The following is a 20560-nucleotide window of genomic DNA, read 5'->3' on the forward strand; positions in this document are numbered from 1 at the left end:
TTATCAAGCTTCAAAGGTCGTCTGAAAATCCGGTATCGGGTTTCAGACGACCTTTTGTATCCATGCTAAAATCCGCGTTTCTCAAATATTTCAATATGATGCTATGCATACTTCCGATATTGACACAGACGATACGGCTCACGAATACCACGCCGACAATCCCGATTTTCCTGCCAAGACCGTTGTGGCGACGCTGTTTATCGGCGCGTTTTTCGGCTATCTCAACGACACGCTTTTAAATGTTGCGCTCACGCCGATTATGAAGGACTTCGGGGTCGATAAGACCACCGTCCAATGGCTGACGACGGGCTTTTTGCTGGTGATGGGTGCGTTCACGCCGATTACGGCGGGCGTGATTCAATGGTTTGAAACGCGCAAGATGGTGTTGTTTACGCAGGCGACGTTTCTGGCGGGTTCGCTGATTTGCGCGTTTGCGCCGACTTTCGGGATTCTGGTCGTGGGGCGGATGGTGCAGGCGGTGTCTGCCGCGTTTTTCGTGCCGCTCCTGTTTAACGGCGTTTTGTCGATTTACCCGCCGAACAAACGCGGAACGGCGATGGGCGTGATTACCATGATGTTCACCGCCGCGCCCGCGATAGGGCCGACGCTGTCGGGCATCATCATCGACCACACGCATTGGCGCGTGCTGTTCGGCTTTACCGCGCCGTTTATGCTGGCGGCGATGGCGTTGGTGGGCAAGTATCTGACGGTTAATTTGAGCACCATCAGCCGTCCGAAGATTGATATTTTGTCTGCCGTACTGTCGATTGTTGGCTTCGGCGGGCTGGTGTATGCGAGCAGTAATTTCGCCAGTCTGCCGCTGGCGGAATTTATCCTGCTGTTTGCCGCCTCCGTCGCGCTGGTGGGCTGGTTTGCATACCGCCAGTCCCGCTTGGCGACGCCGCTGCTGAACCTTCGGGCGTTTGAGTATAAGCAGTTCCGCTACTGCGTCGTGATTCTGGCGGGCGCGGTATTCCTGTTTTTAGGTTTGGAACTGCTGATGCCGATGTACACGCAGCAGGTGCTGATGCTGACGGGTACGGCGACGGGGCTGATTCTGATGCCTGCGAGCATCGCTCAAGCGGTTGCCGCGCCTTTGTTCGGCAAACTGCTGGACAAGAAAGGCGGACGGTTTGTCGTGTTGCCCGCCACGGTGATGCTGACGGTGTCGCTGGCGGTGTTGTGGCTGTTTTTGCGGATTGACACGCAAGTCATGATGCTGACCGCCATGTTCACGCTGATGGCGGTGTCTGTATCCGCCTGCGTAACGGGCGAAACCCACGGCTTGAACGCGCTGCCGAAAAAACTCAATCCCCACGGCGCGGCGATTCTGACCACCATCAACCCGCTTGCCGGCGCGATTGGCGCGGCATTTTTCGTCGGCGCGACCAATATCGGCGAGAAACTGTCCTCCGCCGCCTCGCCGCAACAGGCCATGCTCGACGGCATCCATCTGGCGATGGGCAGCGCGCTAGTGTTGGGCGCGGTGATGGTGTTTTTCGCCATGCGCCTGAAACGGCATCAGACAGCGTCGTAACGCGTACTGGGAATGTGTGAAAAGGTCGTCTGAAACCATGTGATTATAGGTTTCAGACGACCTTTTTGTGTTTTATGGTGGATGAACGTGAGTCCGAGATAAGCAAACAATTTCCCTTTAAATACAAAAAATTTTCTTGATAAGTAAATTCAACGGGCGACAGGTAGGGCGCGGCAATACCTGCCGCGGATCGTAGCGTGGGCTTTGCCCACGGGATTGATGGCTTGGTTTCCGAGTCGGGCGATAAATAGTGTTATTTTTTTCGTGGGCGGAGCCCACGCTACGGCTGGGGTGAGGTCGTCTGAAATCATAGGGTTACGATTTTCAGACGACCTTTTTATATTTAAAACTACACATGACTACATTTTTAAATATTGTTATTGTTGTTTTTAAATGAGAGTGTTGTTCTGGTTCTGGTCGTCTGAAAAGGGAGTAGGTGGAAAATAGGGCGGTTTGGGCGATTTGGATGCCTATTTTCTTGTTTGAATAAAAATTCCTGATAAATGAATTAATTATATTTGTTTTTAAGATGGATTGTTTAAAAACGTTCTGATTGGTTGATGGCGATGTAGGCTTTTTCAGCTAAGGATTTGGGGCGTTTTGAGGCGGGAGTTTGGGGTTTTGTTTCTGAAGTATTGTTTATTAATGATTGAATTTTTTAAAAATATTTTAGAAAAAGTATTTGACAGCCTGAAAATTATTTTTTAAATTTGTCCATACTTATAAAAACTACATAGCACTACAAAGGAACCCTATCATGAATCTGTACCAAACTTCTCCGTCTTGTTATAGATCGTCTTCTATCTCTGCCGCATCCGTCGTCGTCTGCTTTTGGGCAGTCGCGGCGGTCTGACGGCTCTTCGCCCGAATCGGGGTTTCCGCATTTCTGCGGACGGTTTGGGTTTTGAAAATTCTGTCTTTCCAGCTTTATTTCCTTTCCGAATTTAAAAATTATTAAAAATTTCTTATACCTCCACCTTAACCGAATTGTTTGTATTGAATTTTTTAACTGATTGTTTTTATTGATTTTGATTTTTTAGACGGCCTGATGGATTTGGGTTTTGAAAGGTCGTCTGAAAACGGTTTTACAAGCATTGTTTCTTTTTGAACGGTTCGTTTCAGGTTTTGCGGAAACCGGGCCGCTGAGTCGATACTGAAAAAAATCTAATCTACAAAGGAGAAATATCATGAGCCAACTTTCTGCCGGCACCCGTTTCCGCCAAGCTGTGAAGGAGTCGAATCCCCTAGCCGTGGTCGGTTGTGTAAACGCTTATTTTGCGCGGCTGGCGACGCAGAGCGGGTTTAAGGCGGTGTATCTATCGGGCGGCGGCGTGGCGGCCTGTTCGTGCGGGATTCCGGATTTGGGCATCACCACGATGGAGGATGTGCTGATTGATGCGCGGCGGATTACGGACAATGTGGATACGCCTTTGCTGGTGGACATCGATGTCGGCTGGGGCGGGGCGTTCAATATCGCGCGCACGATTCGCAACTTCGAGCGTGCGGGCGTGGCGGCGGTGCATATCGAAGACCAGGTGGCGCAGAAGCGTTGCGGGCATCGTCCGAACAAGGCCATTGTTTCTAAGGATGAAATGGTTGACCGCATTAAAGCCGCCGTGGATGCGCGCGTGGATGAGAATTTTGTGATTATGGCGCGGACGGACGCGCTGGCGGTGGAAGGTTTGGATGCCGCCATCGAGCGGGCGCAGGCTTGCGTGGAAGCGGGCGCGGACATGATTTTCCCCGAAGCGATGACGGATTTGGCGATGTACCGGCAATTTGCGGACGCGGTGAAAGTGCCCGTGTTGGCGAACATTACCGAATTTGGCGCGACGCCGCTTTATACGCAGCGCGAGCTGGCGGACAACGGCGTGTCGCTGGTGCTGTATCCGCTGTCGTCGTTCCGCGCCGCGAGCAAGGCCGCGCTGAATGTTTATGAGGCGATTATGCGCGACGGCACGCAGGCGGCGGTGGTCAATACCATGCAGACCCGCGCCGAGCTTTACGAGCATTTGAATTATCACGACTTCGAACAGAAGCTGGATAAATTGTTTCAGAAGTAAAAAACCGTTTTCAGACGACCCCCAACCTTGAATAGGTCGTCTGAAAACACAAAACCCATAAAAACACAAAGGAGAAATACCATGACTGCAACCACCGAAACCCCGACCTTCAAACCGAAAAAATCCGTAGCACTTTCCGGCGTGGCGGCGGGCAATACCGCGCTGTGTACGGTCGGCCGCACGGGCAACGATTTGAGCTACCGCGGTTACGACATTCTCGATCTGGCGCAGAAATGCGAGTTCGAAGAAGTCGCCTACCTGCTGATTCACGGTCATCTGCCCAACAAATTCGAACTCGCCGCCTACAAAGCCAAACTCAAATCCATGCGCGGCCTGCCTATCCGCGTGATTAAAGTGTTGGAAAGCTTGCCCGCGCACACGCATCCGATGGACGTCATGCGTACCGGCGTGTCCATGCTCGGCTGCGTTCATCCCGAACGCGAAAGCCACCCCGAAAGCGAAGCGCGCGACATTGCGGACAAACTCATCGCCAGCCTCGGCAGCATCCTGCTCTACTGGTATCAATATTCGCACAACGGCAAACGCATCGACGTTGAAAGCAAAGAAGACACCATCGGCGGCCACTTCCTGCACCTGTTGCACGGCAAACGCCCGACCGAATCGCAGGTGAAAGCCATGCACGTTTCGCTGATTCTGTATGCGGAACACGAGTTCAACGCCTCCACCTTCACCGCCCGCGTGATTGCCGGTACGGGTTCGGACATGTATTCCTGCATCACCGGCGCCATCGGCGCGCTTAAAGGTCCGAAACACGGCGGCGCGAACGAAGTTGCCTACGACATCCAAAAACGCTACCGCAACGCCGACGAAGCCGAAGCCGACATCCGCGAACGCATCGCCCGCAAGGAAATCGTTATCGGGTTCGGCCATCCGGTTTACACCATTTCCGACCCGCGCAACGTCGTGATTAAAGAAGTGGCGCGCGGTTTGAGCCGGGAAGCGGGCGACATGCGCCTCTTCGACATCGCCGAGCGCTTGGAGAGCGTGATGTGGGAAGAGAAAAAAATGTTTCCGAACTTGGACTGGTTCTCCGCCGTGTCCTACCAAAAACTCGGCGTACCGACCGCCATGTTCACGCCGCTGTTCGTGATTTCGCGCTCCACCGGCTGGGCGGCACACGTCCTCGAACAGCGCAAAGACGGCAAAATCATCCGTCCGAGCGCGAACTACACCGGCCCTGAAGATTTGGCGTTTGTGGAGATTGAAGAACGCTGAGACGGACTACAACCGTAGGAAATACCAATCGGATTTCAGACGACGTGTAGCGTGGGTTTTACCCGCGGAAAACTGAGATTCGCCTACGGTTCAGCTTTTCAGACGGCCTGTTGAAATATGCGAGAGAGAGAAGGTCGTCTGAAAAACCAGCCGCAACGTCTGCCGTCATTCCCGCCCCCGCCTAAGCGAGGACAGGCCGCGGCGGGAATGACGGAGGCAGCGCGGCAACTTTTTTCACGGCTTCGCCAAAACTGCGAGCCGAACGGATTTCAGACGACGTGCAATCGTTGTTATCCATTAAAAACTGAATATTAAAGTTTCAGACGACCCCTTCAAAAACGTCGTCTGAAACCCCAAACCACAAGAAAAATAGATCCACAGGAGAACTGAACATGGCTGCCAACCAACGTTACCGCAAACCGCTGCCCGGTACGGATTTGGAATACTACGACGCGCGTGCGGCGTGTGAGGACATTCAAGCCGGCTCTTACGACAAGCTGCCTTACACGAGCCGTATTTTGGCGGAGAACTTGGTCAACCGCGCGGACAAAGTCGATTTGCCGACGCTGCAAAGCTGGCTGGGCCAGTTGATAGAAGGCAAGCAGGAAATCGATTTTCCGTGGTATCCCGCGCGGGTGGTGTGCCACGATATTCTGGGGCAGACCGCGCTGGTGGATTTGGCGGGTTTGCGCGATGCGATTGCAGAGAAGGGCGGCGATCCTGCCAAAGTGAATCCGGTGGTGCAGACGCAGCTTATCGTCGACCACTCGCTGGCGGTGGAATGCGGCGGCTACGACCCCGATGCGTTCCGCAAAAACCGCGAAATCGAAGACCGCCGCAACGAAGACCGTTTCCACTTTATCAACTGGACGAAAACCGCTTTTGAAAATGTGGACGTGATTCCGGCGGGCAACGGCATCATGCACCAAATCAATCTGGAAAAAATGTCGCCCGTCGTCCAAGTCAAAAACGGCGTGGCGTTCCCCGATACCTGCGTCGGCACGGACTCGCACACGCCGCATGTTGACGCGCTGGGCGTGATTTCCGTGGGCGTGGGCGGTTTGGAGGCGGAAACCGTGATGCTGGGGCGCGCGTCCATGATGCGCCTGCCCGATATTGTCGGCGTGGAGCTGACGGGCAAACGGCAGGCGGGCATTACGGCGACGGATATTGTGTTGGCGCTGACCGAGTTTCTGCGCAAAGAGCGCGTGGTCGGGGCGTTTGTCGAATTTTTCGGCGAGGGCGCGAGAAGCCTGTCCATCGGCGACCGCGCGACCATTTCCAACATGACGCCGGAGTTTGGCGCGACTGCCGCCATGTTCGCCATCGACGAGCAAACCATCGATTATTTGAAATTGACCGGACGCGACGACGCGCAGGTGAGATTGGTGGAAACCTACGCCAAAACCGCCGGGCTGTGGGCGGACGACCTGAAAACCGCCGTTTATCCGCGCGTGTTGAAGTTTGATTTGAGCAGCGTAACGCGCAATATGGCAGGCCCGAGCAACCCGCACGCGCGTTTTGCCACCGTCGATTTGGCGGCGAAAGGGCTGGCGAAGCCTTACGAAGAGCCTTCAGACGGCCTCATGCCCGACGGCGCGGTTATTATCGCTGCGATTACCAGTTGCACCAACACTTCCAATCCGCGCAACGTCGTTGCCGCCGCGCTCTTGGCGCGCAACGCCAACCGCTTCGGGCTGAAACGCAAACCGTGGGTTAAAACTTCGTTCGCCCCCGGCTCGAAAGTGGCGGAAATCTATTTGAAAGAAGCAGGCCTGCTGCCCGAAATGGAAAAACTCGGCTTCGGCATCGTCGCCTTCGCCTGCACTACCTGCAACGGCATGAGCGGCGCGCTCGACCCGAAAATCCAGCAGGAAATCATAGACCGCGATTTGTACGCCACCGCCGTACTGTCGGGCAACCGCAACTTCGACGGCCGCATCCACCCGTATGCGAAACAGGCTTTCCTCGCTTCGCCCCCGCTGGTGGTGGCATACGCCGTCGCAGGCAGCATCCGTTTCGATATTGAAAACGACGTACTCGGCGTTTCAGACGACGGCAAGGAAATCCGCCTGAAAGACATTTGGCCGACCGACGAAGAAATCGATGCCGTCGTTGCCGAATATGTGAAACCGCAGCAGTTCCGCGACGTGTATGTACCGATGTTCGACACCGGCAAAGCGCAGAAAGCCCCGAGTCCGCTGTACGACTGGCGTCCGATGTCCACCTACATCCGCCGTCCGCCCTATTGGGAAGGTGCGCTGGCGGGCGAACGCAGCCTGACGGGAATGCGCCCCTTGGCAATTCTGCCCGACAACATCACCACCGACCACATTTCGCCTTCCAACGCGATTCTGGCGGCGAGTGCGGCAGGCGAATATCTGGCGAAAATGGGTTTGCCCGAAGAAGACTTCAATTCCTACGCCACCCACCGCGGCGACCACCTCACCGCCCAACGCGCCACCTTCGCCAATCCCAAATTGTTTAACGAAATGGTGAAAAACGAAGACGGTAGCGTGCGCCAAGGCTCGCTCGCCCGCGTCGAACCCGAAGGCGAAACCATGCGCATGTGGGAAGCCATCGAAACCTATATGAACCGCAAACAGCCGCTCATCATCATCGCCGGCGCGGACTACGGACAAGGCTCCAGCCGCGACTGGGCGGCGAAAGGCGTGCGGCTGGCGGGCGTGGAAGCCATCGCCGCCGAAGGCTTCGAGCGCATCCACCGCACCAACCTCATCGGCATGGGCGTCTTGCCGCTGCAATTCAAACCCGGCACCAACCGCCACACCCTGCAACTCGACGGCACGGAAACCTACGACGTGGTCGGCGAACGCAAACCGCGCGGCGACCTGACCCTCGTCATCCACCGCAAAAACGGCGAAACCGTCGAAGTCCCTGTTACCTGCCGCCTCGATACCGCCGAGGAAGTGCTGGTGTACGAAGCCGGCGGCGTGCTGCAACGGTTTGCACAGGATTTTTTGGAAGGGAACGCGGCGTAGAGGTCGTCTGAAAAGCAGACGTAGCGTGGGTCGGGTTCAACATTTTGCTCATTCACGTAATTCCCGATATGGCAGGCATCTACTGTAAATCGTCATTCCCGCGCAGGCGGGAATCCAGAAAGTGGAATTGAGGAAACCTTTTTATCCGATGAGTTTCTGTGCGGATAAGTCTGGATTCCCGCCTACGCGGGAATGACGGGGTTTAATAATCTGCCGTATCACAACACAGCAGCCATAGATTGGGGCGAACCCCGACATTTTGCGGAAGCAGACGGCTTTGTCGGAGTGGCAGCCTAATGTATTTTTGGAAAGTGGGTGTAGCGTGGGCTTTGCCCACGAGATAAAGGCTAAATTGACACGGTAAAAATCGTGGGCAGAGCCCACGCTACATAAGGAGAATCCAAAAATGCCGCAAATCAAAATCCCCGCCGTTTACTACCGCGGCGGTACATCAAAAGGCGTGTTTTTCAAACGATCCGACCTGCCCGAGGCGGCGCGGGAAGCGGGCAGCGCGCGCGACAAAATCCTGTTGCGCGTACTCGGCAGCCCCGACCCCTACGGCAAGCAGATAGACGGTTTGGGTAACGCCAGCTCGTCGACCAGCAAGGCGGTGATTTTGGACAAGTCCGAACGCGCCGGCCACGATGTCGATTACCTTTTCGGACAAGTTTCCATCAACAAGCCTTTCGTCGATTGGAGCGGCAACTGCGGCAACCTCACCGCCGCCGTGGGTGCGTTCGCCATCGAACAGGGCTTGGTCGATAAAGCCAAAATCCCTTCAGACGGCATTTGCACGGTGAAAATCTGGCAGAAAAACATCGGCAAAACCATCATCGCCCATGTTCCGATGCAAAACGGCGAAGTCTTGGAAACGGGTGATTTCGAGCTGGACGGCGTTACCTTTCCCGCCGCCGAAGTGCAAATCGAATTCCTCGACCCCGCCGACGGCGAAGGCAGTATGTTCCCGACCGGCAACCTGGTGGACGAGCTGGACGTTCCGGGCATAGGTCGTCTGAAAGCCACGCTCATCAACGCGGGCATTCCGACCGTTTTCCTGAACGCCGCCGACTTGGGCTACACAGGCAAAGAGTTGCAGGACGACATCAACAACGATGCCGCCGCGCTGGAAAAATTCGAAAAAATCCGCGCTTACGGTGCGCTGAAAATGGGCTTGATTAACGACGTATCCGAAGCCGCCGCCCGCGCGCACACGCCGAAAGTCGCCTTCGTCGCGCCCGCCGCCGATTACACCGCCTCCAGCGGCAAAACCGTAAACGCCGCCGACATCGATTTGCTGGTACGCGCCCTGAGCATGGGCAAACTGCACCACGCCATGATGGGCACCGCCTCGGTCGCCATCGCCGCCGCCGCCGCCGTGCCCGGCACGCTGGTCAATCTCGCCGCAGGTGGCGGAACGCGCAACGAAGTGCGCTTCGGCCATCCTTCCGGCACATTGCGCGTCGGCGCGGCGGCAGAGTGTTCGGACGGCATCTGGGCGGTGAAAAAAGCCGTCATGAGTCGCAGCGCGCGTGTGATTATGGAAGGGCGGGTGCGCGTTCCCGATGATTGTTTTTAAAATCATGTAGGACGGACATCAACTGTCCACTGTTTCAGACGACATTTGATAAAGGATTGCAATAAAGCCGAATGGCCTAACCGCCGTCATTCCCGCGCAGGCGGGAATCCACAGTCGATATTCTGTTTCCTGATTTTTATCAGAGCTTGCTTGTGAGCAAATATGGATTTCCGCCTGCGCGGGAATGACGATAGAAAATGCGGCATAAGCTTTGCCCAAAGAGGCCGTCTGAAACACACCCCGCCCAACGCCCATCCTTTTTCAGACGACCCCACCAAAAAAACAACCACAAACTACAAGGAGAAACATCATGTCCGACCAACTCATCCTCGTCCTGAACTGCGGCAGTTCCTCGCTCAAAGGTGCCGTTATCGACCGCAAAAGCGGCAGCGTCGTCCTAAGCTGCCTCGGCGAACGCCTGACCACGCCCGAAGCCGTCATCACCTTCAACAAAGACGGCAACAAACGCCAAGTTCCCCTGACCGGCCGCAACTGCCACGCCGGCGCGGTGGGTATGCTGTTGAACGAACTGGAAAAACACGGCCTGCACGACCGCATCAAAGCCATCGGCCACCGCATCGCCCACGGCGGCGAAAAATATCACGAGTCCGTCCTCATCGACCAAGACGTCCTCGACGAACTGAAAGCCTGCATCCCGCTCGCCCCGCTGCACAACCCCGCCAACATCAGCGGCATCCTCGCCGCGCAGGAACACTTCCCCGGCGTGCCCAACGTCGGCGTGATGGACACCTCGTTCCACCAAACCATGCCCGAACGCGCCTACACCTACGCCGTGCCGCGCGAATTGCGCAAAAAATACGCCTTCCGCCGCTACGGCTTCCACGGCACCAGTATGCGCTACGTCGCCCCCGAAGCCGCGCGGATTCTGGGCAAACCGCTGGAAGATTTGCGCATGATCGTCGCCCACCTCGGCAACGGCGCGTCCATCACCGCCATCCGAAACGGCAAATCCGTCGATACCAGCATGGGCTTCACCCCCATCGAAGGCCTCGTCATGGGCACCCGTTGCGGCGACATCGACCCCGGCGTGTACAGCTACCTGACCGCCCACGCCGGCATGAACATCGAGCAAGTCGATGAAATGTTGAACAAAAAATCAGGATTGCTCGGCATCTCCGAACTCTCCAACGACTGCCGTACCCTCGAAATCGCCGCCGACGAAGGCCACGAAGGCGCACGCCTCGCACTCGAAGTCATGACCTACCGCCTCGCCAAATACATCGCCTCGATGTCGGTCGCCTGCGGCGGCATAGACGCCCTCGTCTTCACCGGCGGCATCGGCGAAAACTCCCGCAACATCCGCGCCAAAACCGTCGCCTACCTCGACTATTTGGGTCTGCACATCGACACCAAAGCCAATATGGAAAAACGCTACGGTAACTCAGGCATCATTAGCCCGACAGGTTCCAACCCCGCCGTTTTGGTCGTGCCGACCAACGAAGAACTGATGATCGCACTCGACACCGCTGCACTGGCAGGCTTCTTACAAGAAGCAGGCTAGGGGCTGAGGCAGCACGTTTTTGAAATAACAATGAAATAGAAAAGAGGTCGTCTGAAAGATAGGTTTCAGACGACCTCTTTGTTTGGAAAAACGATCTTATACTTTTCTTTGTTATTTGGAAGAGAGCTAAGAGGGTAGGGGATGTTTTTCAGCTTAAAAGCAAGATTATGAAACAGATACTTTCCCGACTCAGGAAAAAGTTAAATTTTAGGAATAAATGTTTATTATGTTAATTTGAAATATTGAAATAGTTTCATAAGAAATTAAAAGAGGTAAGTAAGCAACAATGAAACGTAATTCAGATATGTTTTACATTCCGTATGGGATTAGAATGCCTGCAAATTATTCTCTAAATAATCATTATATTGAGTAAAGAAAAATGACAATAAATTATTAAAGGGATGGTTTGTCATATTTCATTTAAAATAGTTACTTGATTGAGTAATGGTGCGGATATAGAATGCCCGTTTCCCTATATCTTATTTGACGTTTAAATTAAATCAATAAGATATTATTATTTAATAAACATAAAATAATATTCGATATTAGGTTTTTTGCGAATCCTTAGATTGATCTTGTTTTTGAAATCAAGGTAAATCGGAGCGGCTACGGATTTATCCAAGATTCGGATGTTAGTTTTGTAGAAAGCCTATTAGTTTAATACTCGGGTAAATTAAATCATGGAAACAAAGTCAGCAAACGGCGGGCAAACTCCCAGCACATCGGGCAAACCGGTCAAAATGCCGAACAGGCGCAAGCGGAATATGGCAGTGGTTACGCTGCTATTTGTTTTGGCGGCTATTGGCGTTGCTTTTGCTTATGTTTTGTTTTGGCAGCACGAAGAAACAACTGAAGACGCATATGTTGCGGGATATTTGGTTCAGATTACGCCGCAAGTCGGCGGGACAGTGCGCAAAGTCATGTTTGACGACACGGATGTTGTGAAAAAAGGCGATGTTTTGGTTACTCTGGACGACAGTGATTTTCAGCTGGCGTATGACAGGGCGCAAAACGAGCTGATTCAGGCAATCCGTCAAAACAAGCAGCAGACGGCAGTCAATTCTCAGGCGAAAGCGCAAGTGTTGCTGCGTAAAGCCGATTTGGCACGCGCTCAGGCAGATTTGCGGCGCCGGGAGGCCCTGTCCGGTACGGATGCCATTTCCGGTGAGGAGTTGAGTCATGCCCGGGCGGCGGTCGTTCAGGCGCAAGCAGCATTGAAAGCAGTGGAAGCGGAAGAGGCTTCGGCTCAGGCTGCGTTGGGTAACAATATTCCAGTGCGTGAGCAACCTGCCGTTCAAACAGCAGTGAGCAAGATTAAAGATGCCTGGCTGAATTTGCAGCGTACACAAATCCGCGCGCCTATGGGCGGGCAGATTGCCAAACGCAATGTCCAAGTCGGACAAAGAATTTCGCAAGGCGCGGCATTGATGGCAGTTGTTCCCCTGACGGATTTGTGGGTGGATGCCAATTTTAAAGAATCGCAATTACGAAAAATGAAAATCGGACAGCCTGTGGAAATGACTGCCGATTTGTACGGCAAAAAAGTGGTTTACCACGGTAAAGTCATGGGCTTGTCCGCAGGTACGGGCAGCGCGTTTTCACTTTTGCCGCCGCAAAACGCAACGGGCAACTGGATTAAAGTCGTTCAGCGTGTACCGGTCAGAATCAGCCTGGATCCTAACGAATTGAAAGCAAACCCCTTGCGCGTCGGTCTTTCTATGACAGTCAAAGTCGATATTGCCGAAGCGGGTTCGGGCAAGCCGATGACGGCGGCCGCCGTGAAAAATTCGGCAGCCCCGGAAACGGACAGCGTAGATTGGGCGGCGGCTAATGCATTAATCGATAAGATTTTTGAAAAATACGCCAAATAACCTGTTTCAGACGACCTTCGGTATCCCGACAGGTCGTCTGAAACGTTCATATCCGGCAAAAAATTAGTGAAATAAGTAGTGCGATCAGGATGAGGGACTTGCTCATTCTGTTTCAAGAGAAAGTCGATACGGCAAACCCCGCCTAGGTTAAAAGCGGGAGTGGCAATGTCGGCAGTGAAGGAAGATTTTGATGAATTATCCGCCGTTGACAGGCATCAGGTTGGTCTTGGTTACATTGTCGCTGAGCCTTGCCGTCTTTATGGAAGTATTGGATACGACGATTGCCAATGTTGCCGTCCCCGTTATTGCCGGTGATTTGGGTGCGGCAACGACTCAGGGAACGTGGGTGATTACATCATTTGCCGTGGCAAATGCCATTTCCGTACCGCTGACAGGGTTTCTTGCGAAGCGGGTGGGTGAAGTGCGGCTGTTTGTCGGATCGGTCATCGGCTTCGTGATTACATCTTGGCTGTGCGGTATTTCACCGAATTTGCAAACCTTGGTGTTCTTCCGTATTTTGCAGGGTTTTGTCGCAGGACCGCTGATTCCTTTGTCCCAAAGCCTCCTGATGGCATCTTACCCGCCGGAGAAGCGGACTTTGGCATTGGCACTTTGGGCGATGACAGTCGTGGTCGCCCCTGTTTTAGGGCCGATTTTCGGTGGCTGGATTTCGGACAACTGGCATTGGGGGTGGATATTTTTCATCAATATCCCCATCGGTATTTTGTCTGCGGTAATTGCCTGGCAGCAACTGCGCGACCGTGAAACCGATACGGTTAAAACGCCTATTGATTACACGGGGCTGATTTTGATGATCGTCGGTATCGGCTCGTTGCAAATGATGTTGGACAGGGGGAAAGAGCTCGATTGGTTCGCATCGGGTGAAATTATCGTATTGGCAGTCGTTGCAACGGTATGTCTGACTTATTTCATTGTTTGGGAATTAGGTGAAAAATATCCGATTGTCGATTTGTCTTTGTTTAAAAACCGCAACTTTACCATCGGCGTCTTGACGACTTCGCTCGGGTTTATGGTGTATATGGGCACGTTGACGCTTTTGCCGCTGGTGTTGCAGTCCAACCTCGGTTATACCGCCACATGGGCGGGATTGGCGGCTGCGCCTATCGGATTTCTGCCGATTTTCCTCTCTCCTTTGATAGGGCGGTTCGGCAATAAAATCGATATGCGCCTGTTGGTTACCGGTAGTTTTTTGATGTTTGCCTTTACTTTTCATTGGCGGACAGATTTTTATGCGGGAATGGACATGAGCAACGTTGTCTGGCCGCAGTTTTGGCAGGGTTTGGGTGTGGCCATGTTCTTCCTGCCGCTGACTACCATTACTCTGTCGCACATGAAAGGTCCGCAAATCGCATCGGCAAGCAGTTTGTCGAATTTTCTGCGTGTCTTTATGGGTGGTGTCGGTGTGTCTGTCGTCAGTACCATGTGGGAGCGGAGGGAGGCTTTACATCATACGCAACTGACTGAACATATCACGCCGTATTCTCCGGATACCGCCGAAGCAGTCCGTCAGATGGCGGAAGCGGGTTTGAACGGAGGGCAGGCAGTCGGTCTGATAAACAGTACCATTACCCAACAGGGTTTTATCGTTGGCTCGAATGAGATATTTTTGGCGGGCAGTATCTTGTTCATTATCATGATTCCCATTATTTGGCTGGCGAAGCCGCCTTTCCATCACGACGGAGGCGGAGGAGGGCATTGATGAGTGTTGCTGCGGAAGGAACTGGAATCGCTAATTCGAGGAGAAAAGGTCGTCTTAAAACGGTAACGACAGTTTCAGACGACCTTTTCATATGCAGAAGCTTTGGAAATCCGCTATAATTTCGCCTCATTCGTTTCGCGGTCAAAGCGTTTCGCGAAAACAACATTTGGAAGATTTATCCCGACAGGCGGTCGGTTTTTTGTCAAAATGCTTGAACTAACGCTGTTTTTTATGGTATAAATCGCGTTTTACTATTTTAGAAGTTTGGAGACTAACCATGGCACGAGTTTGCAAAGTGACCGGTAAGCGCCCGATGTCTGGCAACAACGTATCACACGCCAACAACAAAACCAAACGTCGTTTTTTGCCTAACTTGCAATCACGTCGTTTTTGGGTTGAAAGTGAAAACCGCTGGGTTCGCCTGCGCGTTTCTAACGCTGCATTGCGTACCATCGACAAAGTAGGCATTGATGTCGTATTGGCTGATTTGCGTGCTCGCGGCGAAGCTTAATTTAAACCGTTAATTAAGGATTACTGCAATGCGCGATAAAATCAAACTGGAATCCAGTGCTGGTACTGGTCATTTCTACACCACTACCAAAAACAAACGCACTATGCCCGGCAAATTGGAAATCAAAAAATTTGATCCGGTTGCCCGTAAACATGTTATTTACAAAGAAACCAAATTGAAATAATCCGGTTTCTGGAAAATGGAAAAGCCTCTGTCGGACAGGGGCTTTTTTATTTGGAACCTTATATGTTCAAAGTTGCTGTGGAAAATATATAAAAGGTCGTCTGAAAAGCATTTCAGACGACCTTTTGATGTGTTTAAACGGATTAGCCGGTCAGTTGTTTGGTAATCAGTTTTTTCAGCGGCGGGAAGTTGTTGCTGGCGCGCAATACCAAGCCGCGCAGGATTTTGGCAGGCGCGGTTTCATTGGTAAAGAGTTTGAGCAGCATATTGGTGCCGTGGTAAATCGGCTGGGCATGGAGCATATGCTTGGTGCTGTATTTTTCCAGCAGGCTGGTGGCGCCGATGTCTTGACCGCGTTGTTCTGCTTCGAGAACCAGTTTTGCCAAGAGGTCCGCGCTGGATAGACCTAAGTTGAAACCGTGTGCGGTAACAGGGTGCATACCTACGGCGGCGTCGCCGATTAAGGCGCTGCGTTTGCCATAGAAGCGTTGGGCAATCATGCCGACCAAGGGGTAGTTGTGAATGGTGCTGACCAATTCCATGTCGCCCAAACGGCCTTTGAGTTGCTCTTTGACGCTGGCTGCCAATTCTTCGGGAGACATTTTTTTGATGGTGTCTGCCTTGTCGCTATCGACGGTAATGACTGTGTTGGTCAGATGTTCTTCCAAGGGCAGCAGGGCGATGGTGCGGCCGTAGTGGAAGCATTCGTAAGCGGTATGCTGGTTGGACAGGGTATGCTTCATGCGGCAGACAAACATGGTGCGACTGTAATCGTGCATATCGGAGGAAATGCCCAGTTGTCGGCGGGTTTGGGAAAAGCGACTGTCTGCTGCCAAGAGTAGGCGGCCGCTCAAAACTTCGCCGTTTTCCAAGATGACTTGGGCTTCATCTTCGGAAGTTTTGACTTCTTTGACGCCCGTACCGGTCAGAATGGTAACGTTTTCCAGTTTGGATACGACTTCATAAGCGGCTTTGCGGATATTGTGGTTTGAAATCAGATAACCTAAGCAGTCGGCAGGTTCACCGCGCGCTTGGGTCGGTTGCGGGAAGTGGAGTTGGTAATCGGACTGCCCGTTCAAGACTTTTGCATCGCGTAAGGGGTAAATATCGTCTTTCGGAATCAAATCCCACATGCCCAAGCGTTGCATAATTTCGCGGGACAGGTGGGTTAGCGCGATTTCCCTGCCGTCGTAAGGCGGATTTTGCAAAACCTCCAGGGGGCTTTTTTCAATCAGGGTAACTTTTAAACCGCTTCCGGCCAGTTCGGCTGCAAAGCTGAGTCCTGCCGGTCCCGCACCTACGACGAGAATATCGCTGTGTAAGCTCATAAGGCATCCTTTTTATTTAATGGAATGGAGGTTTCAGGGGATCTTGGAGTAAGGTCGTCTGAAAAAAAGAACTGGGTGTGATTATAGCAAAATAGATGGAGAAAAAAGAAGGATGTAAATGACTAGAGGAAATTTTACTTTGGCCTTAATGTAAATCAAGAATTGGGTAATGCCGGATTGCAGATGGTGGGTATTCAATACGACATGTTTTGCAGTGATGGCCTCGCCAACAGGAATCGAACCTGTATTTTACGCTTAGGAGGCATACGTTCTATCCGTTGAACTATGGCGAGCGTGTTAAACTTTTCCTGCAATAAACGATAATAATCCCGCGGCAATCAGCGGGCCGACCGGAATGCCGCCCATAAACGCCACACCGATAACCGTACCAATCAAAAGACCTGTTACCAAAACAGGTTGTTCGCTCATCAGCGGTACGCCGCGTCCTGCCAGCCAGGCGACAAGGATGCCGATTAATACGGCGGCAATCATTTTAAAATTGACAAACTCCGACAGCGGCGGAATTTGAACCTTCCCTGAAACTAGCGGACTTAAAACCCCGATTGTCAGCAAAATAATCCCAAAATGCAAGCCGTGTTTTTCCATGAAAGGAATATATTGCGACAAAGCAGTCTGTTGCATTAAAAGCAAAATTGCTGCAGAAATCGTAATGGAGTTGTTGTTACTGACGACACCGAGAAAAATCAGTGTCACCAAAAACATCGGGACGAAATTGAAATTCATCGGATTTAAGAAACCCGTGCCAATGATTCCTCAGCCAACTGAATCATCGCCTGCTTGACTTCGCTGTCGGGCAATACTGCCAAAGAAGCCACGGCTTGCTCAACGGCTTTTTGTGCTTCGGAAATCGAATAAGTCAGCGCATCGGAATGGACAACATAATCATGGATTTTTTGGAAACTGCTACGGTCCGCATTTTCCAAAGCATGGCGCACATCGTCCGCCACTTGTTTCGAACCGTTGCGCATCAGATAAATCAGCGGCAGAGTCGGTTTGCCTTCTGCCAAATCGTCGCCGACGTTTTTACCGATTTCTTCGGTTTCGCCCGAATAATCCAAAACATCATCAATAATTTGGAACGCTGTACCGACATACATGCCGTAGTCTTTCAACGCCTGCTCATGCTCGGGGGCGGCATTGCCCAAAATCGCGCCAACCTGCGCGGCCGCTTCAAACAATTTGGCCGTTTTATATTGAATCACTTGAACATATTGCGCTTCAGTAATATCGGTATTGCCGATGTTCATCAGCTGCATGACCTCGCCTTCAGCAATAATATTGGTTGCATCCGCCATGACTTCCAAAATGCGCATACTGCCGGAATCAACCATCAATTGGAAAGCGCGCGTATATAAAAAGTCGCCGACCAACACCGCCGCCGCGTTGCCGAACAGATTATTCGCCGTTTCGCGTCCGCGGCGCAAATCGCTTTCATCGACAACATCGTCATGCAATAAGGTCGAAGTGTGGATAAATTCCACCATTGCCGCCAAAGCATACAGCTTATCTCCATCATAGCCGACCGACTTACCTGCCAAAATCGTCATAATCGGACGCAGACGCTTACCGCCGGCACTAATAATATAAGTACCGATTTGCGAAATCAGCGCAACATCAGACTGAACCGCTTGGTTGATCACCTCATTGACTCGTGAAAGGTCTTCAGGCAGATGGCGTTGGAAATAAGGCAGGTTTTCGAGCATAACACATTCTCAGTCGGCAAAATGAAGCAGGCTTGCCGTATAAATAAATGGGTTGGGTATAAGGCGGAAATAATATTGCCGCATAAAAAATATCGGCAATCCAACGCGCGATTATAGCAGCAAAGCCCGTTTGACACATCTTTCAGACGACCCTGACCCCACAAACGAAATAAACTTTGACAAAACAGGCAAATAGCAATAGAATGCCACGTTTCGCACAATGGTGTGCGGGATATTAACCATAATTCTCATGGAGTTGAGTATGTACGCGGTCGTAAAAACCGGCGGCAAACAATATAAAGTTGCCGTTGGCGAAAAATTGAAAGTAGAACAGATACCAGCCGAACTCGACAGCCAAATCGAACTGACCGAAGTTTTGATGATTGCTGACGGCGAATCTGTAAAAGTTGGCGCTCCTTTTATCGAAGGCGCAAAAGTAACAGCTAAAGTAGTAGCCCATGGTCGCAGCGAGAAAGTACGCATTTTCAAAATGCGCCGCCGTAAACACTACCAAAAACGCCAAGGCCATCGCCAAAATTTCACCCAAATCGAAATCGTGGCAATCGCCTAATTTTTGAAACTTAGGAGTATTACAAATGGCAAGTAAAAAAGCAGGCGGTAGCACCCGCAACGGTCGCGATTCAGAAGCCAAACGCTTGGGCGTAAAAGCCTACGGCAACGAGCTGATTCCGGCAGGTTCCATCATCGTCCGCCAACGCGGTACCAAATTCCACGCCGGCGACAACGTAGGCATGGGCAAAGACCATACTTTGTTCGCCAAAGTTGACGGTTATGTTGAATTCAAAACCAAAGGCGCGCTGAACCGTAAAACGGTCAGCATCCGTCCTTACACCGGTTCTGAAGAATAATCCGAGTTTATCGTGATATTGAGAAAGCCGTATTTCTTAGGGAATACGGCTTTTTTGTTTGTGTCAGGTTGAGTGGTTTTACAGGTCGGCATTAGCCGGGCCATTTGTTTTTTGATACGACATCTGTCATAAGTCGTCATTCAGTCTCTTTCTGCATGAGGACAAATTGTGGCGAGAATTTGCTTTTGAATTCCGGAAACCTTTTTCAAATACCTGTTTCTTGGAATTTTGATGAATTCCTGCCTGTCTGAGAATAGCTGCGGAGGATAGGTGCTCCGTCAAAAATGAAGCAGATCGGTTTATATACCCAAAATTTCAGGTTTCCAATAAAACCAAAAGGTCGGCGGATTCGCATTTGAAGTGCAACTTTCCATAACAGAAAAAGGCCAGTATGCGGTAGCATACGGCCTTTCCTGCAAGAAAGATTGCCATGAGCTACACACAATTGACCCAAGACGAACGATACCATATCCAATACCTGTCCCGCCACTGCACCATCGCCGAAATCGCCAAACAGCTCAACCGCCACAAAAGCACCATCAGCCGAGAAATCAAGCGGCACTGCATCCAAGGACAGCAATACAGCGCCGAAAAAGCACAGAAGCAAAGCCGGCTGACCAAACAGCACCGGCGAAAACCCTATAAGCTCGATTCGCAGCTGGTTCAACACATCGACACCCTTATCCGCCGCAAACTCAGTCCCGAACAAGTATGTGCCTACCTGCATAAACACCACGGGATCACACTCCATCACAGCACCGTTTACCGCTACCTTCGCCAAGACAAAAGCAACGGCGGCACTTTGTGGCAACATCTCAGAATATGCAGCAAACCCTACCGCAAACGCTACGGCAGCACATGGACCAGAGGCAAAGTGCCCAACCGCGTCGGCATAGAGAACCGACCTGCTATCGTCGACCAGAAAACCCGCATCGGCGATTGGGAGGCCGACACCATCGTCGGCAAAAATCAGAAAAGCGCGTTATTGACCTTGGTCGAACGCGTTACCCGCTACACCATCATCTGCAAATTAAAGAACTTAAAAGCCGAAGACACTGCCCGGGCGGCCATTAGGGTATTAAAGGCATATAAAGCCAGAGTCCACACCATCACCATGGATAACGGCAAAGAGTTCTACCAACACACCAAAATAGCCAAAGCATTGAAGGCGAAAACCTATTTTTGCCGCCCTTACCATTCTTGGGAGAAAGGGCTGAATGAGAACACCAATGGACTCATCCGGCAATATTTCCCCAAACAAACCGATTTCCGAAACATCAGCGATCGGGAGATACGCAGGGTTCAAGATGAGTTGAACCACCGGCCGAGAAAAACACTTGGCTACGAAACGCCAAGTGTTTTATTCTTAAATCTGTTCCAACCACTGGTACCCTAGTGTTGCACTTGAAATCCGAATC

General features: G+C 51.9%; 17 protein-coding genes and 1 tRNA gene. 13 read left to right on the forward strand and 5 right to left on the reverse strand.

The genetic code is table 11. The features are described from left to right. Nucleotides 1–103: 103 nt before the first annotated feature. The 5 genes from MON37_RS01270 to prpF all read left to right on the forward strand — a co-directional run bounded on the left by MON37_RS01270 (nt 104) and on the right by prpF (nt 9414). Entirely contained in the window at nt 104–1537 is a 1434-nt protein-coding gene (locus MON37_RS01270; protein ID WP_039409155.1) for an MFS transporter, read from the forward strand. Between the two features lie 1187 nt (nt 1538–2724). After that, nucleotides 2725–3600 (forward strand): methylisocitrate lyase, encoded by an 876-nt coding sequence (prpB, locus tag MON37_RS01275; RefSeq protein WP_039409158.1) that lies wholly within the window; start codon nt 2725–2727, stop codon nt 3598–3600. A gap of 81 nt (nt 3601–3681) precedes the next feature. Next, complete coding sequence (gene prpC / locus MON37_RS01280) at nt 3682–4836, forward strand: bifunctional 2-methylcitrate synthase/citrate synthase (protein ID WP_039409160.1); 1155 nt, start codon at nt 3682–3684, stop codon at nt 4834–4836. A 392-nt stretch (nt 4837–5228) separates the two neighbouring features. Next, a complete protein-coding gene (gene acnD, locus MON37_RS01285; protein ID WP_039409161.1) occupies nt 5229–7838 on the forward strand; it encodes a Fe/S-dependent 2-methylisocitrate dehydratase AcnD in 2610 nt (869 codons plus the stop codon). Between the two features lie 406 nt (nt 7839–8244). Continuing rightward, nucleotides 8245–9414 carry a 2-methylaconitate cis-trans isomerase PrpF gene (gene prpF / locus MON37_RS01290; RefSeq protein WP_039409164.1) on the forward strand — a complete coding sequence of 390 codons (1170 nt, stop codon included), beginning with the start codon at nt 8245–8247 and terminating at the stop codon, nt 9412–9414. 18 nt (nt 9415–9432) lie between these two features. Here the strand turns inward: prpF and MON37_RS01295 are convergent, their stop codons facing one another. Further along, nucleotides 9433–9633, reverse strand: coding sequence for a hypothetical protein (locus MON37_RS01295; protein ID WP_242883734.1), 201 nt, complete (start codon nt 9631–9633; stop codon nt 9433–9435). A 91-nt stretch (nt 9634–9724) separates the two neighbouring features. Here MON37_RS01295 and MON37_RS01300 point away from each other — a divergent pair, with 91 nt between their 5' ends. The 5 genes from MON37_RS01300 to rpmG all read left to right on the forward strand — a co-directional run bounded on the left by MON37_RS01300 (nt 9725) and on the right by rpmG (nt 15222). Then, entirely contained in the window at nt 9725–10936 is a 1212-nt protein-coding gene (locus MON37_RS01300; RefSeq protein ID WP_039409170.1) for an acetate kinase, read from the forward strand. Between the two features lie 740 nt (nt 10937–11676). Then, nucleotides 11677–12807: an HlyD/EmrA/EmrK family protein gene (locus MON37_RS01305; RefSeq protein WP_029609817.1), complete on the forward strand. Its 1131-nt coding sequence runs from the start codon at nt 11677–11679 to the stop codon at nt 12805–12807. Between the two features lie 190 nt (nt 12808–12997). Further along, nucleotides 12998–14527, forward strand: a complete 1530-nt coding sequence (locus tag MON37_RS01310) for a DHA2 family efflux MFS transporter permease subunit (protein ID WP_039409174.1) — start codon at nt 12998–13000, stop codon at nt 14525–14527. A gap of 277 nt (nt 14528–14804) precedes the next feature. Beyond that, the gene (rpmB, locus tag MON37_RS01315; RefSeq protein ID WP_002216391.1) at nt 14805–15038 is read left to right on the forward strand and encodes a 50S ribosomal protein L28; all 234 of its coding nucleotides are present in this window, start codon (nt 14805–14807) and stop codon (nt 15036–15038) included. A 28-nt stretch (nt 15039–15066) separates the two neighbouring features. After that, entirely contained in the window at nt 15067–15222 is a 156-nt protein-coding gene (gene rpmG / locus MON37_RS01320) for a 50S ribosomal protein L33 (RefSeq protein ID WP_003684373.1), read from the forward strand. A gap of 142 nt (nt 15223–15364) precedes the next feature. Here the strand turns inward: rpmG and ubiM are convergent, their stop codons facing one another. From ubiM to MON37_RS01340, 4 genes are all read right to left on the reverse strand, one after another. Further along, nucleotides 15365–16549 (reverse strand): 5-demethoxyubiquinol-8 5-hydroxylase UbiM, encoded by a 1185-nt coding sequence (ubiM, locus tag MON37_RS01325; protein ID WP_039409233.1) that lies wholly within the window; start codon nt 16547–16549, stop codon nt 15365–15367. A 218-nt stretch (nt 16550–16767) separates the two neighbouring features. Next, nucleotides 16768–16842 (reverse strand) — tRNA-Arg (locus MON37_RS01330). 4 nt (nt 16843–16846) lie between these two features. Beyond that, nucleotides 16847–17293, reverse strand: a complete 447-nt coding sequence (locus tag MON37_RS01335) for a DUF441 domain-containing protein (protein ID WP_019271144.1) — start codon at nt 17291–17293, stop codon at nt 16847–16849. Nucleotides 17294–17298: 5 nt separating this feature from the next. After that, nucleotides 17299–18273 (reverse strand): polyprenyl synthetase family protein, encoded by a 975-nt coding sequence (locus MON37_RS01340; protein ID WP_039409236.1) that lies wholly within the window; start codon nt 18271–18273, stop codon nt 17299–17301. Nucleotides 18274–18535: 262 nt separating this feature from the next. On the opposite strand from MON37_RS01340, the gene rplU reads away from it, so the two are divergent. From rplU to MON37_RS01355, 3 genes are all read left to right on the forward strand, one after another. Further along, entirely contained in the window at nt 18536–18844 is a 309-nt protein-coding gene (gene rplU, locus MON37_RS01345) for a 50S ribosomal protein L21 (protein ID WP_156122147.1), read from the forward strand. A 25-nt stretch (nt 18845–18869) separates the two neighbouring features. Then, complete coding sequence (rpmA, locus tag MON37_RS01350; protein WP_002212328.1) at nt 18870–19142, forward strand: 50S ribosomal protein L27; 273 nt, start codon at nt 18870–18872, stop codon at nt 19140–19142. A gap of 430 nt (nt 19143–19572) precedes the next feature. Beyond that, nucleotides 19573–20538, forward strand: coding sequence for an IS30 family transposase (locus MON37_RS01355; protein WP_242883531.1), 966 nt, complete (start codon nt 19573–19575; stop codon nt 20536–20538). Nucleotides 20539–20560 lie beyond the last annotated feature (22 nt).

The sequence above is a fragment of the Morococcus cerebrosus genome (assembly GCF_022749515.1).
Lineage (GTDB): Bacteria > Pseudomonadota > Gammaproteobacteria > Burkholderiales > Neisseriaceae > Neisseria > Neisseria cerebrosa.

What these genes read in the sequence shown, in the direction of transcription:
- MON37_RS01270 (WP_039409155.1), top strand. Translation starts at nt 104, where the DNA reads ATGCATACTTCCGATATTGACACAGACGATACGGCTCACGAATACCAC.
- prpB (WP_039409158.1), top strand. Translation starts at nt 2,725, where the DNA reads ATGAGCCAACTTTCTGCCGGCACCCGTTTCCGCCAAGCTGTGAAGGAG.
- prpC (WP_039409160.1), top strand. Translation starts at nt 3,682, where the DNA reads ATGACTGCAACCACCGAAACCCCGACCTTCAAACCGAAAAAATCCGTA.
- acnD (WP_039409161.1), top strand. Translation starts at nt 5,229, where the DNA reads ATGGCTGCCAACCAACGTTACCGCAAACCGCTGCCCGGTACGGATTTG.
- prpF (WP_039409164.1), top strand. Translation starts at nt 8,245, where the DNA reads ATGCCGCAAATCAAAATCCCCGCCGTTTACTACCGCGGCGGTACATCA.
- MON37_RS01300 (WP_039409170.1), top strand. Translation starts at nt 9,725, where the DNA reads ATGTCCGACCAACTCATCCTCGTCCTGAACTGCGGCAGTTCCTCGCTC.
- MON37_RS01305 (WP_029609817.1), top strand. Translation starts at nt 11,677, where the DNA reads ATGCCGAACAGGCGCAAGCGGAATATGGCAGTGGTTACGCTGCTATTT.
- MON37_RS01310 (WP_039409174.1), top strand. Translation starts at nt 12,998, where the DNA reads ATGAATTATCCGCCGTTGACAGGCATCAGGTTGGTCTTGGTTACATTG.
- rpmB (WP_002216391.1), top strand. Translation starts at nt 14,805, where the DNA reads ATGGCACGAGTTTGCAAAGTGACCGGTAAGCGCCCGATGTCTGGCAAC.
- rpmG (WP_003684373.1), top strand. Translation starts at nt 15,067, where the DNA reads ATGCGCGATAAAATCAAACTGGAATCCAGTGCTGGTACTGGTCATTTC.
- ubiM (WP_039409233.1), bottom strand. Translation starts at nt 16,549, where the DNA reads ATGAGCTTACACAGCGATATTCTCGTCGTAGGTGCGGGACCGGCAGGA.
- MON37_RS01335 (WP_019271144.1), bottom strand. Translation starts at nt 17,293, where the DNA reads ATGAATTTCAATTTCGTCCCGATGTTTTTGGTGACACTGATTTTTCTC.
- MON37_RS01340 (WP_039409236.1), bottom strand. Translation starts at nt 18,273, where the DNA reads ATGCTCGAAAACCTGCCTTATTTCCAACGCCATCTGCCTGAAGACCTT.
- rplU (WP_156122147.1), top strand. Translation starts at nt 18,536, where the DNA reads ATGTACGCGGTCGTAAAAACCGGCGGCAAACAATATAAAGTTGCCGTT.
- rpmA (WP_002212328.1), top strand. Translation starts at nt 18,870, where the DNA reads ATGGCAAGTAAAAAAGCAGGCGGTAGCACCCGCAACGGTCGCGATTCA.
- MON37_RS01355 (WP_242883531.1), top strand. Translation starts at nt 19,573, where the DNA reads ATGAGCTACACACAATTGACCCAAGACGAACGATACCATATCCAATAC.